This is a genomic window from Halodesulfovibrio oceani subsp. galateae (genome assembly GCF_055397225.1).
This window is the reverse complement of the sequence record NZ_AP042453.1, coordinates 1,370,333-1,386,479: the sequence shown is the minus strand read 5'-3', so window position 1 is coordinate 1,386,479 and position 16,147 is coordinate 1,370,333. Positions and strand designations below refer to the sequence as shown.

Below are 16,147 nucleotides of genomic sequence, written 5' to 3'. Positions count from 1 at the left end.
TCTTTACGCTTCTTACAACGGCCAGTGTGAGAAGCGTAAGCAGCTGATTTGAAACCTTAAAAATAGAAAAAAGAGAGTGGCACGCATTCTGCTTTTAAGAGAGTGCAGCAAGATTGGAAAGGGCAGAACACACTGCGTGTCGATAATGCTTTCCGTGTTCTGCCTCTTTTCTACAACACTATTTTTAAGGAGTAACCGATGAGCACTGCCACTACCCTACAAGGGACAGCTTCGAGCTCCATCTTCGATTACAAAATTATGGGGCTTCCTTTAGGACTGTTTGCTATTTTAACTATTATTGTCATGGGCGCGACGTATCTTGGAGCGCTTCCTGGCGGCATGGTCGGGGCATTTCCGTTAATGATGATTTTGGGCGCTATTCTAAACGAGATAGGAGAACATACTCCGATTATTAAAGACTATCTCGGCGGTGGCCCTATCCTGATTATTTTTGGCTCCGCAGCTCTCGTTGGTTACGGAATTTTGCCGGAAAAATCCGCGGCCATCATCACCAGCTTCATGAAGAAGGAAAGTTTTTTAAGTTTCTACATCGCTGCGTTAATTAGTGGGTCAATTCTTGGAATGGATCGAAAATTACTTATTAAAGCAGCTGTACGCTACCTTCCTGTAATCCTTGGCGGGGTTGCCACTGCAATCCTTCTTTGCGGGACTGTAGGTATGATGATGGGATTTGGATTTGAAGAAGCCGTACTTTACATAGCGCTCCCAATTATGGGTGGTGGTATGGGCGCAGGCGCAGTTCCGCTTTCACAGATATTCGGTTCTACTTTGAACATGGATGTCGGAACCATGCTCTCTAAAATGGTTCCCGCCCTTGCTCTTGGTAACGCTATCGCAATTGTTTGTGCTGGATTACTTCACCGTCTCGGCTCTGTAATTCCCGGTATTTCCGGCAACGGAAAACTGCTCAAAAACCAAGATGCCGAAACTGAAGATTCCGCTGAAAGCGTTGAATCCATTAGTTACTCAGCAATGGGTATCGGTCTTCTTCTGGCAACAACATTCTTTGTATGGGGCAAACTCCTTGGCCAATACATTCCAATCCACTCCTACGCTTTAATGATCCTCTCTGTAGGTGTTGTGAAGTCTATGGGCTGGTTACCACGCAAATACGAAATCTGTGCATTCCAGTGGTTCCGTTTTGTAATGGTAAGTCTTACCCCCGCCCTGCTGTTGGGTATCGGAGTTGCTTACACAAACCTCCAACAGGTTATCGACGCCCTCACCATCCAGTATGTAATTCTCGTTGCTATGACAGTAATCGGCTCAATCATCGGTTCTGGTTTCATCGGTATGCTCTTCGGTTTCTACCCTGTTGAAGCAGCCATTACAGGCGGACTCTGTATGGCAAATATGGGCGGAACTGGCGATGTCGCAGTACTCTCCGCATCAAAACGCATGCAGCTTATGCCTTTCGCACAGATCTCATCTCGTATCGGTGGCGCATTCATGCTGATTCTAGCAACAACCCTGCTGAAAATATTTATGTAACTATCCTTCCCAGCTCACAGCAGGGCTGTGAGCTGGATTGCAGATCCTTTATTGAAATATTGTAAGGAGAACATCCATGGCTTTATTTACCAAAGAAGAAGCACTCGCATATCATGAATCACCTCGCAGAGGTAAAACCGAAGTTATTCCGGCAAAGCCGTGTAACTCTCAAAAAGACCTTTCTATGGCGTATTCTCCGGGAGTTGCTGAAGCTTGTCTCGCAATTAAAGACAATCCGGAAACCGCAGCTCTTTACACCGGTCGTTCAAACCTGGTTGCAGTTGTTACCGATGGTTCTGCTGTCTTAGGACTTGGCAACATTGGTCCTTTAGCTGGCAAGCCGGTAATGGAAGGCAAAGGTGTTCTCTTTAAGACATTTGCTGACATCGACGTGTTTGATATTAACCTGACTGTCAAAAACGCCGAGCAGCTTATTGAGATAACAAAGGCGATGGAACCAACTTTTGGTGGTATTAACCTTGAAGACATCAAGGCTCCTGAGTGTTTCCATATTGAAGAAACCCTTAAAAAAGAGATGAACATCCCAGTTTTCCATGACGATCAGCATGGAACCGCGGTTATCTCCGGTGCAGGCATCATTAACGCTTGTGAAATCACAGGCCGAAACATCAAAGACCTGAAAGTTGTTGTTGTGGGTGCCGGTGCGGCAGGTATTGCATGTTCTAAATTTTACGTTGAACTTGGCGTTAAACGAGAAAACGTATTTATGTTCGACTCTCGCGGTCTTATCCACCAAGGTCGTGAAGGCTTGAACAAATACAAAGCGGAATTTGCTCAGGACAAAGACTATGGTGACCTTTCGGAATGCCTTAAAGGAGCAGACTGCTTCCTCGGCCTTTCTGTAAAAGATCTCCTTACTAAGGAAATGGTCAAATCCATGGCTCCTAGTCCTATCATTTTCGCTATGGCTAACCCTGATCCAGAAATTCCATACAATGACGCTAAAGAGGCTGTTCCTACCTGCATTATGGGTACAGGACGCTCCGACTACCCTAATCAGGTGAACAACGTATCCGGCTTTCCATACATCTTCCGCGGCGCGCTTGATGTTGGTGCAACAGAAATTAACGAGGCAATGAAGATTGCCGCAGCAAAATCTCTTGCAGCACTGGCCAAAGAACCAGTTCCAGCAGAAGTGTGCAAAATGTATGACGTGGAAAGTTTAGAATACGGCCTTGATTACATCATCCCTAAACCTCTTGATCCCCGTATCCTTGAATGGGAAGTGCCCGCTGTAGCACAGGCAGCAATGGACACAGGTGTGGCAACCACCCCCATCAAGGATATGGACGCATACCGTAAGTCTCTTAGCGAGAGAATCACGGCCTCACGCGATCGCGTTAACACTTTTATCTCCAGCTACAACGATTAACTGTAGCGCCGGTCTTTAAGACCTCGATACAGATTAGAAAAACCACGCTGGGTTGTTTCTAATCAAGAAGACCCTTGCATCACAATGCAAGGGTCTTCTCTTTTTGTTCATTTTATATTTTGGGATGTCCCCCCTACTCACTATTTCAAAAAACAATATTTGACAGAAAAACTGTTTAGCTGCTAAACAATGTGTATGAGAACTTTTGAAGAAATGACACCTGTGCTTAGAGAATTTGGTCGAGCAATGGCAAAATATTCTGTTATTGACCGTAAGGCATTTGATTTTGGGATAGGTATGGAACTGTTCCCGGCAGAAATTCATATGCTCATGGCGGTAGAAACACGTAATGGAGCCGGAGTCACTGAGCTAGCAGAAGAATTCAGTATAACCAAGGGCGCAGTTTCTCAGCTTGTTGGCAAACTGGTAAAAAAAGGATTGCTGGTCAAAGAGTCTGACCCTGCGCATGGGGCACGTGTTGTTATAAGAACGACCGACCTTGGACATACTGCCAGCAAGAACCATTTGGCCTTTCATAAAGAGCACGACAAAGTTTTTTTGGAATATATGTCACAGTTGGATGAGGCGTCATACGATGCCATTCGCACAATGGGTGAACAGATGAATTTATGGATGGATGGCTATCTAAAGTAAAAATTTTTACAAGATTAGTTTAGCAGCTAAACAGATTGGAGAATACATGCTTATTACAAAACCTCACACCGACTTTCAGCCCGTGCACACCATGCTAATGAAATCACTCTCAGCTAAGGTGTTAATGAGCGCCATGAATTTGAAATTGTTCGATTACATTGAAGGCAGAGAAGTTGATGGGACGGTTCTTGCCCATGAAATGGGTTTAGTGCCAGAACGCCTTGAGCCAGTTTTGGATATTTTTGTTGCGGTTGATCTTCTGTTTAAAAATCAAAATAGATATAGCAATTCCCCCACAGCTTCAGAATTTCTAGTCAGCACCGCACCCCACTATCAAGGGGACAGCATGGCACTTACAATGGGGTTTGCAGATGCTGTTGAGAACTCAATAACTGAGTTGCTTTCCGGTGCAGAAATAGACCGTAAGAAGACAGATAAGAATTGGGCTGTTGAAAGGACTATGGAAGGCGCCGCACAAGAAGCCATTGGTGGCGGGCTGGCGGATACAATCGAGTTTACAGCATCACTCCCTAATTTTGATAATTTTAGAACCATGTGCGACATCGGCGGTAATCATGGGATGTATACAATGGGAGTACTTGATCGAAATGAAAACATGCAGGGGACAATATTTGATCTTCCTCATGTGGCAGAACAAGCACAAATACGATGCGATAAGGCTGGATTCGGCGCACGTGTGACAACTACTGGGCTTGATTTCCTAAAAGAGCACATTCCAGCTGAGCAATTTGATCTAATTCTGACTTCCCATGTTTTGTATGCCTTTCAGCACGATCTAGATACTACTCTTACAAAAATCGCAGAAGGATTGAAACCGGGCGGTTGGTTTGTTTCTCACCATTACTCAGGATATGGTCAGAAAGGAAACGAGCTTACAAAAGCAACACTGGAGCTCCTAACTCGCCTATCCGGCTACTCTTCACACTTTATTGAACAGGGTACGTTGGTTAAGATACTTAAGACGCTCAAATTTGAAGATATTCGTTGCCAACCAATTTCCGAAACAGGATTAGGTCTTATGGTTGCAGCTCGCAAGGCTTATTGATTAATCATAATAATACATTAGATTATTTGTGTAAGCTTTTACAGTTTCTGTAAAAGCTTACACTTTATTAAGAGTTTACATTCTATTACGAGATATGATTCATGCCCTTTCACTTTACGGTTTAACCATTAAGTAGTGACAAGCCTATTTACATAAAAGAGGCATCACGTTTCTAAAAATGAAGCACATAAAAAAATAGGCATTGCCACTTCTTATTGTTGGCATTAACAGCATTCGGTATCCCCAAAAACGTCCCCTACTGGCTAGCAACAAACAGCTATTTTAAGCATGGGTGTTGACAACTTGGATTATCGATAATATATTCTACCCAACGAGGACGATTATGAATACTAAAAAGATCAATAAAGAATCTCTTAAAGAGCAAGTTAAAAACATATTATATGACAAGATCATATCGGGCGAGTTTCAACCAAATGAGCGTCTTAAAATCATCCCGATAGCAGACTCTCTTGATGTGAGTCAGGCTCCAGTAAGGGAGGCTATTCAGTGCCTCATTACGAGTGGGCATCTTGAACACATCCCTAATGTAGGCGTCCGTGTGAAAGAGTTTACTGAGATAGAGGTGAAAGAGATATACAAAGTAAGAGAAGCCCTTGAAATAGCCTCACTTAAAGAAGTACAAGGTTCTACAGAAACTCTTGCTGAAGACTTGGAACGATACTTCGACAAAATGAAAACTGCATGCGAGAATGACAGGCTCGAAGAATACATAAAACAAAACAATCTATTCCACCGTTGCTTTGTTGAAGCTTCTGGAAATAAAAAGATGTTAGAAGTATGGGACTCACTTCACCTGCCGTTGTACATGAAGCACACACTGGTGAATCTAAGTTTATCTATAGAAGAGGCACTCCCTCTTCATCTACCTATCATCGCAGCCCTTAAAAATTCTTCTACTGAACGTGCTATCCATGCTTTAGAAAACCACTACAGTTTTGTTTAATCTTATTGGCTTCGGCCTAAGTTGAATTATCGATAATATATAATATTTGAGAAAGGTGTTCATAATGGAAATTAGAATAATTGCAGATATCGTAGCTACGGAAGGTTTCGAAGAGGAACTTAAAACGCAGTTGCTCGATTTGGCAGATAAGTCACAATCCGAGGTTGGCTGCAAAACGTACACTGTACATAGTGACGTAACGAGTCCAAGCAGATTCTTTATTTATGAAATATGGGAAACCAATGACTGTTTGGAAAAACACGAAAACTCACCACACTTTAAACATTTCATTAAATCGTCTGAAGATACTCTTTCAGAAATACAAGTTCATTTAATCAATGCCTTAGTTGAATAAAAAGGAATTATCATGAAATATAACACCCTCTTTGAACAAATTACTCTTGGCAAACTGGATTTAGCTAATCGGATAGTTATGGCACCGATGACTCGTTCACGCAGCACAGAGCCTGGTAATATCCCCAACCAGATCATGGCTGAATATTACGAGCAAAGATCCTCTGTAGGGCTTATCATTTCTGAAGCAACTCAGGTATCGCTACAGGGACAGGGCTACGCCAGAACACCGGGAATATTTACCGATGCCCAAGTGGAAGGTTGGAAGCTCGTTACGGACAAAATTCATGCTCAAGGCGGCAAGGCTTTCTTGCAACTATGGCATGTGGGGCGAGTCGGATCATCTATTGTTAATGGTCTTCAGCCCGTTGCTCCAAGTGCTTGCATTGCAAAAGACACACAGGTCTACACCTTTGATGGTGCTTCCAACGGAGACGCAACGTTCATCCCCGTAGAAATGCCACGAGAAATGCAACAGGACGATATAGCGAACGTTATTGGAGCATTCGTCCAAGGCGCCTTAAATGCCATTGAAGCAGGATTTGATGGTGTAGAGATACATGCTGCAAACGGTTATCTGATCGACCAGTTTCTACGAAGCAATGCAAACAAACGAACAGATAACTACGGTGGTTCTATAGAGAACAGAGTCAGGTTGTTAGAGGAAATAACAGAGGCTGTTTCTCATGAAATCGGGAAGGATAAAGTTGGAGTTAGGCTCTCTCCGTTCATCAAGTTTAAAGATATGGATGATCCGGAAATTCTTGATACGATGATGGCAGCAGCAAAAATGCTTAATAAAATAGATGTAGTCTACCTGCACTTGTGCGAAGCCGACTGGGATGATGCACCTGAAATTCCAGAAGACTTCCGCAAAGAACTCCGTTCTGCATACAAGGGAACTATCATCGCGACTGGTAACAAAACGCCAAAAGAAGGTGCAAATCTTATTAATGCAGGCCTTGTAGATTTAATCGGATTTGGTCGCAAAATTCTAGCAAACCCAGATTACCCTGAGAGAATCAAACAAGACGCTGCATTGAATGAAATTGTTAATACTCATACTCTCTTTGGAGGTGGAGGCACCGCAGGATACACAGATTATCCATTTTTAGATTCCAAATAGTTAAATGAACACGTTAACAGGTAATTCAATTGCAACAGGTATAAATAAATTTCTATTCACCTCTCCACACTCTTTTACGATTGGCTTCCGCTGATGGGTAAATGGGTAACGATCATTGTGGTTCATACTTACTTCGTCAGATACTCCTCTTTAGGTTATCTTTCAGAAGTAAGTATGGCCACATAGATTTGCTTTGAAATTTCCATGATAGCAAACAAAAAACATGCCTTCCATCTCTCTTCTAGATTCTATAAAAACATACCAAGCCTGTAGGTTTCTATGCACTATTTGACTGAATTTCTCAGTTTTCTACATATATTTAAGTAGGCAGCTACGTGTTTTGTCAACAGGTCAGATCAATAAAAAGTACTGCGCCCTAAAGGATTTTTTTGATAAATAAAATTGAGGTTAACATAGCGCAATATCAGCTCTATACTCCTCGCCTCTAAGGAGTATTATCATGAATATTAGATCAGTAAAGCTTGCTTGTTTCTCTCCAACCGGTACTTCACGAGCCATTACCGAAGCAATTGGAGAAGGCCTCGAGATAGACAATGTTGAAGTCATCGACGCAACAAAATTAAACTCTCGCCAAACTGCGTTGCAGGCTTCAAACGATGAACTACTTGTTCTCGCTATGCCTGTTTATAGTGGCAGACTTCCTGTTGTTGCAGAAAAATGGCTTCAAACCATATCTCTTAAAGATACGCCTACTGTTTGCGTTGTTGTATACGGCAACCGCGAATATGACGATGCCCTGCTCGAATTACAGGATATCGTAAAGCAGCGCGGTGGGCTCCCTGTTGCATGTGCTGCATTTATTGGTGAGCATTCTTTTTCCGCCGACAACACCCCTATTGCGGTTGCTCGTCCTGATGCAAATGATTTGCAGCAAGCAAAAGCCTTTGGCCATAAAGTCCAAGGAATCATGGAGTCCTTTCTACCGGAAGCGGGTCTTGAAATACCTGTACCAGGGAATCGACCATACAAAGAACTCGGCAAAGGTGCTCCTGTTGATTTTATTGACGTTAGTGAAGCGTGCACCGGATGTGGCATTTGTGCTTCCGTATGTCCTGTAGACGCTATCAACAAAAAGACGCCATCAACCTATGATATGGCTAACTGTATTCGATGCTGTGCTTGTATTAAAGCATGTCCGGAAGAAGCACGAAGCATGAAAGAAGGCGTAATGATGGATGTTGCAAAGCGCTTAAACTCCATGTGTCAAGAACGTAAAGAGCCAGTTACTTTTTTCCCGGCTTAGTCAGTTTTTTATATTAAGCTCAAAAAAAGCCCCTCTGGATATCCAGAGGGGCTTTTTACATTAACAGTCTAGCTTTCCTAGATTGAGCACCTACTCGCGTTTAAGTAACTTATGATTAAATGAATAGATGTCCGTTCCATAACTCAATACCCGATGAAATTATCTACTCAAACCTTCCGCAGATCGAATATGCAGATCCATCTGTGGGAACGCAATTTCGATATTGTGTTTTCTAAACTCTTTGTCAATTTCAAATCGTAACTCTGAAATAGTCCTTAAAGAATAATCGATGTCATCAATCCATACTCGAAGAACAAAATCCAGACTGCTTGCTCCAAAGTCGTTGAACAGAACCCATGAGCCTGGAGTTTTCAAAATATGCGGATGCGCGTTAGCTATTTCCAAAAGCGTATTTTTTACAAGCTCAGTATCTGATCCATAGGCAACACCAATGGCAAGGTCACGTCGTAGTGTCGGATTATCCTTGGTCCAGTTTGTCACCTGATTTGAAATTAAATCAGAGTTCGGAATGATGATGGTAGCATTCTCAAAAGTTTCAACAACTGTGGTTCTAATATTGATTTTTTTAACAGTAGACCACAGTTCGCCGACTTGAATAATATCTTCCTGTTGGATTGAACGACCGAAAAGCAAGATCAACCCACTAACAAAGTTATTAAAGATCGTCTGCATACCAAAACCAATCCCTACAGAAAGACCACCGGCAATAACAGTCAAACTGGTAAGGTTCACTCCGAGAACGCTCATGGCTAAAAGGCCGAATAACGCCCATAAAGAATACGAAGTAATTGTCTGTAACGAATGCATGGTTCCACGCTTCGCTCTCGGCCACCCATTGCCAGTACGCTTAATGTATGTGTGGATTACAGCAATGGCTGCACGAGTCAGGAAGAATAACGCAAAGACCATTACAACGTTAAATAGCTGTAGAGAAAACCCTTGCCAGCCAAGTGTAAAACCAGCTGTCGCCTTAAATACGCCAGCTCCAAAGAAGTCATAGAGCCAAAGTCCGGCAAGGCCGAGCGCTCCAGTCCATATGAGCGGAGACAGAATACCCATAACGAGTGCGCGTATAAATGGATACAAACCGGTTTCCGGCAAACGCGAAATTCCGTAGACCGCAAGACATGTTCCCGCCATTCCGATCGTATACGTATAGTAGCCGGTAAAAAGTAGCATGCCTCCGAACACAGCTAAGCGCCCGTATCCCATTATTGCTATAACGATGGATAGCATAAGCCCCCAAAACCACGGATGTCGTGAGAGTCCGCCTGAATAACTTATGAATCTACGTTTCATTACATTAATAATGACCATTGCAATAATAATCCAAAGTGGAATAGCAAGCTGTTCAGGCATACCAACAACAAGAATTAAGCCGCCACCAGCAAATAGCCATGTCAAAGGGGTTCGAGAAGGCTTGGTATATTCACTATAGGTACGCCGAATTATATTCCCGGCCCACATTGCTCCGAAGCTATAAATGCTTGCTCCAAAAATAGAGATAACGCCCGTAGTTTGTGGGAAAAAGTGATGCTCTGTCAGTATGATAGATATCCCGACACTTACTACGCCCCATGAAGCACCGAGCTTACGCATTTCAAGCTTATCTTTTTGCTCAAGGAAAATACGTTTTCCTGCGAACATGCCTAGGGCTGTAATCGTGGAGAGGACAATCATAAAAAAGAATGCCTTGCTCATCCATCCATCTACGGCATTAGCTAGCCGTCCTTGCCAAACTGGAAATCTTAAAGAAAACCAATTTGTAGGAGAAAAGCTACTTTGCCAAAAATTTTTAGAAAAAGGAGGGTTCTTTCCCGCTAAAAAATAGTTCTGCCACTTAGTGGGAAGTTCTTGCCCCATGCGAGCTAAAAGAACAGATGTTCTTTTTTCTAATTTTTCAGCTGAAGCCAACTCTCTTTTTATTCGTGAGAGCTGTTTTTTTAAAGCTCGTTGAAGTTTTCCTAGCCGTCCAAGATAACTTTTATAATCACCAACAATCGGAGACAGCTTCTTTAAGTCCTTGGTGTTAAGTTCTCCTGATGCACTATTTAAACTTTCAATTCGAGCCTCAACTTGACGTTGAAGATCTTTCAGCGAGTCAGTAACTTTCGCCAGTTTATTATCTAGAGTAGCCAAATGTGCATACAATTCTCGAAGTCCCATCGGAGTGGAACCGGCGATACCTTGGCTAAGAATTATTTGTTGATAAGAAGAATGATTGGCAAATAAATCTGCTCTAATCTTATCAAGCTGCTCTGCTCCTGCCTCACGCAGAGCATTTTCTTCATCTTCAAGAATTGCCAACACTTTAAGGCGCTCTGTATCTACGATACTTGACTGTTCTTCTACACTTTGAGCAGAGGCTGAAAGAGGAATAAGCAAAAGAGAAAATAAATAAAGAGCAATAACAAAACGCTTCATCCGATGGTTCCTTTTGGGAGTGTTCTAAACTTAAGAGCTTCTCAAGTCATAATAACGTGATTCTTTAAGTAAGTTGAAAGATGCATTGGTTAGGTGAGAAATCTTGCAGCACAGTGAACGCACTCTAAAGCTAAATATCTACCTTGGTACACTGGGTCTACATCAAGCTGTCAGCACGTATTTTTACTACCACCATCCAATTCTCAGCCGCAAGTCCTCTTTCTCACCTTCGAGGGTGAGTTTCAGCATTGTGAAGCCACTATTGTAAATAAATTATGAGGTTAAGAATGGGATAGTTGAAGACATTTACTTTTCTATTTCTATGGATCTGTCTATGCCTTGTTTCCTTGTTGCATGAATAGTCTCCTCAAAAAAACATCTACTTCTTAGTTTCAACTACGACCCACCTTAAATAAAACTCATAAAAATAAAATGTTAGAATGATGAACTGTAAAGTTAGAAACAGGTGCCATTATCTAATTCTCTGTACCCTTTACCTTTTTCCTAAAATAGGCCTTCTAGTCGCCCTTCACGACTACCATATATATGGATGTGTTTTTTAGACGCTGAACTTGTTCTGTGTGTGGCGTCTAAATATAAAAAAAGCTCTTACACTTTCGTGTAAGAGCTTAAATTGCTTAGTACCTCTAAAGGAGGAAACCTTTTTATTGATTGAAAAGAAGAGTAAATTAAACTAGCTAAAGTACCCTCTTTCGCATTCAAAAGTTTTCAAAAACTTGAACTACACAAGCCTATGCTCAGCTTGTACCAATAAAAAGATTGTAGCGATTGCAATTTTATATTGAGAACAGGTAGTGCTATTCAGCAGCTTTGCGAGCTTCTGCGAGCCATGCGTCCCATTTCTCTTTGTTTTTTTCTATCCAAGCGTTTACATGACGTTCGACATCTTTTGGTGATTTTTCACCAGCATTCATAAGGCTGTTTTGCTCGTTAATATCAATCAACGGCAAGGTGAAAACTTCAAAGAAGCGTTTTGCAGCCGGGTTTTTCTCTGCAAATTTAATATTTGCAACGATGCGTATATCAGAAGCTGCAAAACCCATTTTCAGAGGATTGCTTACTGCGCCGGACAGGTTGTCTACAGTCATGCTGTCAACAACATCTAATTCATCTTCAGACGGGATAATTTTTGGAACATTGATCCAAACAACATCTTTACCCGGCTGTAACTTAAATACGGTCCAGTTTGGTGTCCATGTGTAGAAGAACACAGGTTCGCCTGACTGGTGGGCACCAAGAGTTGCTGCCATGCTTGCTTCATACGCAGCTTTAATTGGTTTAATATACTTTTTGAGGTCATAAATTTTCAGATGACGATCGATATCACGCTCACAGGACCAGCCCGGAGGGCACGCTGTTAAATCAGCTTTGCCGTCACCAGTCTTATCGAATGCGGCTATAACTTCAGGACGTTTAAAGTCATCTAAGCTTGTAATATTAAGCTCATCTGCAATTTTTTTGCTAACAAGATAGCCCTGCAAGCCCCCTGCTTTAACTACATAACCATACACGGCTGCATGATCAAAGAAATCTCCGCCCATGTAGCTTTTATGGTTAGGGAGCCATCCACTTGGCCAGTAATCAACGTCACCCATGACAATTGATTTATAGGCAAGAGCGTTTGCTAAATCTTTTGGTTTTTTTACGTCATACCCGAGCTCTTCAAGCCCTTTTTTAATCAATGCAGACTGGAAAAAACTGGTGCTCCAAGTAGCGCGAGCAGGTTTAATTACAACACCTTTTCCTGGAAGCATAGAGTCAGCAAAGGCCTGACTTGAAAACAAACAAAGAACTATCGTTAACAGCACAATACGCTTAAACATTACTTTCCTCTTTTTCATAAGTTGCTAAATCTATTTGCTAGCTATGGACTGAGTTAATCTATCCAAAATTACTGCAAGTAGAACAATTGCAAGACCACCCACGGCTGCCTGCCCTGTATCCAAGGTGTTCAATCCAAGAACTACAGGAGACCCGAGACCACCCGCTCCAATCAAAGCAGCGATTACAACCATTGAAAGTGCCATCATGATGGTCTGGTTTAATCCTGCAAGAATGGTAGGTAACGCCAACGGAAGCTGCACTTGCGTCAAAACTTGGAACTCACTTGCTCCAAAAGCTTGAGCTGCTTCTACTAACTCAGGATGAACCTGACGTATTCCCAAACATGTCAATCTGATAATCGGAGGTACTGCGAAGATGATTGTTGCAATAACACCTGCAGTGTTGCCGATGGAAAACAGCATTACAATTGGTACTAGATACACAAACGCCGGAGTGGTTTGCATTGCATCAAGGACAGGTCGAAGTGCAGATTCAAAAAGAGCGTTACGGCCGGCCAACACGCCAAGCGGCACGCCAATAATTGCACAGAAAAGAACCGAAGCTATGACCATCGCTAGTGTCGTCATGGTCGCTTCCCACAGCCCTAAACAGGCTATGAGTACAAACGAAAGCAATGAAAAAATTGCAAGTCGCTTGCCTGAAAATTTCCATGCAAGAAGGGCAATAAGGATAATCGGAATATAAAAAGGAAGAGCATTTAGCCCAGAAGTCAGGCTTGTTAACGTCACTTCAACTGGAATTTTGATAACCTGAAAGAAGTCTCGGAAGTTATATACGAGCCAGTTAATGCCTTCTGAAATCCATTCTGAAAGAGGAATAATGCTCTCGTCTAAAGGAATAAAGTCTCCACTAAGCATGACATACCTCTTCTACTGAATGTAAAATTCGCTCTGGTTGGTGCAGGATACGTAAAAAACGGCTCTTAGATACAACACCCATAAAGCGTCCGTCATCATTCAAGACAGGAACTGGGCAAGGACTGCCAGCAACAATTGGCTGAATGTCCGTAAGCACATCCTTTAACCCAATGGTTACCACGTCGTCTAAATATGCTTCGGACAAAGTAGAAGAAGCATTCCCCAGTTCTGCAGCAGTACGCAGGCTTTCTGAAGAAACGACGCCAATCAATTTTTTTTCTGGAGTCAAAATATAGCAATAATCACGGTCACTATTGCTGAGATATTCTTGAGCAGCCGGGATGTTCCCGCCTTTAGTAATTATAAGCGTAGGATGGTTATTCAAGACAATGTCTTGAGTTGTTAAAATGCCTGTAGGGTCAACACCCTTAAAGAACGATTTAACATAGTCGTTGGCAGGTGAACGTAATATTTCTTCTGCTGAACCAACCTGAACGACAACACCATCTTGCATAATTGCAATGCGATCACCGATTCGTATCGCTTCATCAAGATCATGTGAGATAAAGATAATGGTTCGCTGATGCTGCTGCTGTAATTTCAGAAGTTCATCCTGCATCTCTGCCCTAATGAGCGGATCAAGAGCAGAAAAGGCTTCATCCATCAACATGATTTCAGGATCAACAGCAAGTGCTCGAGCTAACCCGACACGCTGCTGCATCCCGCCACTAAGCTGAGAAGGAGAAGCGTCTTCCCATCCGGAAAGACCAACCTGTTCGAGGGATTCTTTTGCGCGAATATTTCTTTGCTCTTCAGGAACACCTGAAAGCTTAAGACCGAAAGCAGTATTTTCAAGAACTGTAAGATGAGGCATTAAGGCAAAAGACTGAAAGACCATGCTCATGTTATGAAGTCGAAATTCTACAAGTTCATCGTGGGACATAGCAGTTACGTCTTTTCCGTCGACGACAACACTGCCAGCGTTAGGTTCGATCAACCTGTTCAACATTCGTACTAATGTTGACTTGCCAGAGCCTGAGAGGCCCATAATAACAAAAATTTCACCTTCATAAATAGTAAATGATGCACCTTGTACACCAACGGTCAATCCAGTGTTTTTGTAGATTTCTTCTTTAGAAACCCCTTGTTCGAGTAAAGACAACGCCCGGTTACTCTTTGGTCCAAAAATCTTATATAAGTCTTTAACAACCACTTTTCCATCTTGAAGATGCATTTAAACCTCATATTTATTGTTTATGTGCTATGAGGCTAGTGATTATCGGGGATGACTACAAGGGGGGGAGACGGGGACGCTTCGGGTATATGTAAAGATGCAACACGTACCCGATTATTCTAAGTCAAGGTCTACCCGATTGGCTAAATATGTTGTCAGCGAGATCTTAGTTCCACATAAATTCAGCTTCTTACGAATGTTTTTACGATGACTTTGCAATGTTTCGAAGGAAATATTCAAGAGTTCTGAGATTTCTCGCCCCTTCATTCCGACTCGAATAAGCTTACAAATCTCAAGCTGTCTTGTTGATAGCGATAGCAATTCGTCCGATACTTCTGTGCTACTTTCTGAAAACTCTTCAAGGTGTGATTTAAGAATTCCGCTATAACTTCGGCGCAAATCTTGAGAAGAAACTTCGGCTATAATATCGATTGTCGGTAACAAATACTGCTTAACTTGTTCCAGTACTTCCTCGCGAACCTCTTGCTTTTCTTCGTCAACAGTACGGAGAACAGTGCGTAAGGTATTGTCCATTGACTCCAATTCTTCTTCGCGATCTTTAAGGTTTTCCTCTAACTCTGCACGGATACTTAAATCTTTCAAAATAACTTGAAATAGAAGCTGATCAGACAGTCGCACCTGTTTTATCGTGACCAAAACAGGAATCTCTTCATTCGGAAGATTAACAGCAACAAGCTCGCCACACCAAACCTTTCCACCCGTTAGTCCAGCGATTCCAGATAACACAACCTGCTTTAATGAATTTTTAATTATTGAAAAAAAGGAAACAGCATCATCTTCAATGCCTAAAAGACCAAATTGCTTTATAGCCTTCGGGTTTGCACTAAGAATAGTAAAATGCTCATCAGCTAGAATTGTTGGATCTGGAGCTGCATCGAAGAGAGCTGCAAACAATTTAAACGAATCTTTTCTTGCAATAATATTATCTTGCAGATGCCCTTCGTATGTTTCTTGTAGCTCCGTTAACGGAGATACAGTCGCAACAAAGCCACCCTTCGGAGCAAGCACCTTCGGAATTGGAATAACCCAAATGTTGCAATCGCCCTGCTCAAGCAAAGAAACTCGACAAGCTTTCCCCGGAGGATAAAGGGACAACATTTCATTAATATCTTTAGCTGCGATATTTAAGAGAGACCATAACGGCTTGCCCGTCACATCTATCTTCCAAAAATTACGCGCACCAACGCTGTTCTTGATAACAACACCTTGGTCATCACAAAAAAGAACAACATCTTCCAATGAATCTGTCAGTTCTTGAAAAGACTCTTCGAATTCCGGTTCTATCAAGTTCAGTAACGTATCTTGCATAGATCTCCTATTCGATCACTCAATTCATATTTTAAGGCGAAACCCCTTGATACCTGAAAAAAAGAATTGTTGCAAAAACAGGA

13 protein-coding genes are annotated in these 16,147 nt (G+C 42.2%); 8 read left to right on the top strand and 5 right to left on the bottom strand.

All coding sequences use genetic code 11. The annotated features are described in order from the left end of the window. The first annotated feature begins 198 nt into the window (after window positions 1–198). From ACZ5V1_RS06255 to ACZ5V1_RS06220, 8 genes are all read left to right on the top strand, one after another. On the top strand, window positions 199–1,512 hold the full coding sequence (locus ACZ5V1_RS06255) for a 2-hydroxycarboxylate transporter family protein (RefSeq protein WP_464391120.1): 1,314 nt from the start codon (window positions 199–201) through the stop codon (window positions 1,510–1,512). A 76-nt stretch (window positions 1,513–1,588) separates the two neighbouring features. Next, a complete protein-coding gene (locus tag ACZ5V1_RS06250) occupies window positions 1,589–2,905 on the top strand; it encodes a malic enzyme-like NAD(P)-binding protein (RefSeq protein WP_464391119.1) in 1,317 nt (438 codons plus the stop codon). A gap of 195 nt (window positions 2,906–3,100) precedes the next feature. Further along, on the top strand, window positions 3,101–3,559 hold the full coding sequence (locus tag ACZ5V1_RS06245) for a MarR family winged helix-turn-helix transcriptional regulator (protein WP_464391118.1): 459 nt from the start codon (window positions 3,101–3,103) through the stop codon (window positions 3,557–3,559). Window positions 3,560–3,605: 46 nt separating this feature from the next. Then, complete coding sequence (locus ACZ5V1_RS06240) at window positions 3,606–4,625, top strand: methyltransferase (RefSeq protein ID WP_464391117.1); 1,020 nt, start codon at window positions 3,606–3,608, stop codon at window positions 4,623–4,625. 343 nt (window positions 4,626–4,968) lie between these two features. After that, window positions 4,969–5,589: a GntR family transcriptional regulator gene (locus ACZ5V1_RS06235; protein ID WP_464391116.1), complete on the top strand. Its 621-nt coding sequence runs from the start codon at window positions 4,969–4,971 to the stop codon at window positions 5,587–5,589. Window positions 5,590–5,653: 64 nt separating this feature from the next. Beyond that, entirely contained in the window at window positions 5,654–5,944 is a 291-nt protein-coding gene (locus tag ACZ5V1_RS06230) for a putative quinol monooxygenase (RefSeq protein WP_464391115.1), read from the top strand. A 12-nt stretch (window positions 5,945–5,956) separates the two neighbouring features. Then, entirely contained in the window at window positions 5,957–7,069 is a 1,113-nt protein-coding gene (locus tag ACZ5V1_RS06225) for an alkene reductase (protein WP_464391114.1), read from the top strand. A 460-nt stretch (window positions 7,070–7,529) separates the two neighbouring features. Further along, window positions 7,530–8,333, top strand: a complete 804-nt coding sequence (locus ACZ5V1_RS06220; RefSeq protein WP_464391113.1) for an EFR1 family ferrodoxin — start codon at window positions 7,530–7,532, stop codon at window positions 8,331–8,333. A gap of 159 nt (window positions 8,334–8,492) precedes the next feature. On the opposite strand, the gene ACZ5V1_RS06215 is transcribed toward ACZ5V1_RS06220, so the two are convergent. The 5 genes from ACZ5V1_RS06215 to ACZ5V1_RS06195 all read right to left on the bottom strand — a co-directional run bounded on the left by ACZ5V1_RS06215 (window position 8,493) and on the right by ACZ5V1_RS06195 (window position 16,064). Beyond that, on the bottom strand, window positions 8,493–10,778 hold the full coding sequence (locus ACZ5V1_RS06215; RefSeq protein WP_464391112.1) for a mechanosensitive ion channel domain-containing protein: 2,286 nt from the start codon (window positions 10,776–10,778) through the stop codon (window positions 8,493–8,495). Window positions 10,779–11,596: 818 nt separating this feature from the next. Continuing rightward, on the bottom strand, window positions 11,597–12,622 hold the full coding sequence (gene proX, locus ACZ5V1_RS06210) for a glycine betaine/L-proline ABC transporter substrate-binding protein ProX (RefSeq protein WP_464391111.1): 1,026 nt from the start codon (window positions 12,620–12,622) through the stop codon (window positions 11,597–11,599). 30 nt (window positions 12,623–12,652) lie between these two features. Next, complete coding sequence (locus ACZ5V1_RS06205; protein WP_464386305.1) at window positions 12,653–13,501, bottom strand: ABC transporter permease; 849 nt, start codon at window positions 13,499–13,501, stop codon at window positions 12,653–12,655. Then, window positions 13,494–14,735 carry a glycine betaine/L-proline ABC transporter ATP-binding protein ProV gene (proV, locus tag ACZ5V1_RS06200; protein WP_464391110.1) on the bottom strand — a complete coding sequence of 414 codons (1,242 nt, stop codon included), beginning with the start codon at window positions 14,733–14,735 and terminating at the stop codon, window positions 13,494–13,496. Before proV ends, ACZ5V1_RS06205 begins: the two co-directional genes overlap by 8 nt. Before the next feature lie 114 nt (window positions 14,736–14,849). Beyond that, a complete protein-coding gene (locus ACZ5V1_RS06195; protein WP_464391109.1) occupies window positions 14,850–16,064 on the bottom strand; it encodes a LuxR C-terminal-related transcriptional regulator in 1,215 nt (404 codons plus the stop codon). Window positions 16,065–16,147 lie beyond the last annotated feature (83 nt).

Excerpts from the sequence above, each read along its gene's own strand:
- ACZ5V1_RS06255 (WP_464391120.1), top strand. The coding sequence starts at position 199 with ATGAGCACTGCCACTACCCTACAAGGGACAGCTTCGAGCTCCATCTTC.
- ACZ5V1_RS06250 (WP_464391119.1), top strand. The coding sequence starts at position 1,589 with ATGGCTTTATTTACCAAAGAAGAAGCACTCGCATATCATGAATCACCT.
- ACZ5V1_RS06245 (WP_464391118.1), top strand. The coding sequence starts at position 3,101 with ATGAGAACTTTTGAAGAAATGACACCTGTGCTTAGAGAATTTGGTCGA.
- ACZ5V1_RS06240 (WP_464391117.1), top strand. The coding sequence starts at position 3,606 with ATGCTTATTACAAAACCTCACACCGACTTTCAGCCCGTGCACACCATG.
- ACZ5V1_RS06235 (WP_464391116.1), top strand. The coding sequence starts at position 4,969 with ATGAATACTAAAAAGATCAATAAAGAATCTCTTAAAGAGCAAGTTAAA.
- ACZ5V1_RS06230 (WP_464391115.1), top strand. The coding sequence starts at position 5,654 with ATGGAAATTAGAATAATTGCAGATATCGTAGCTACGGAAGGTTTCGAA.
- ACZ5V1_RS06225 (WP_464391114.1), top strand. The coding sequence starts at position 5,957 with ATGAAATATAACACCCTCTTTGAACAAATTACTCTTGGCAAACTGGAT.
- ACZ5V1_RS06220 (WP_464391113.1), top strand. The coding sequence starts at position 7,530 with ATGAATATTAGATCAGTAAAGCTTGCTTGTTTCTCTCCAACCGGTACT.
- ACZ5V1_RS06215 (WP_464391112.1), bottom strand. The coding sequence starts at position 10,778 with ATGAAGCGTTTTGTTATTGCTCTTTATTTATTTTCTCTTTTGCTTATT.
- proX (WP_464391111.1), bottom strand. The coding sequence starts at position 12,622 with ATGTTTAAGCGTATTGTGCTGTTAACGATAGTTCTTTGTTTGTTTTCA.
- ACZ5V1_RS06205 (WP_464386305.1), bottom strand. The coding sequence starts at position 13,501 with ATGCTTAGTGGAGACTTTATTCCTTTAGACGAGAGCATTATTCCTCTT.
- proV (WP_464391110.1), bottom strand. The coding sequence starts at position 14,735 with ATGCATCTTCAAGATGGAAAAGTGGTTGTTAAAGACTTATATAAGATT.
- ACZ5V1_RS06195 (WP_464391109.1), bottom strand. The coding sequence starts at position 16,064 with ATGCAAGATACGTTACTGAACTTGATAGAACCGGAATTCGAAGAGTCT.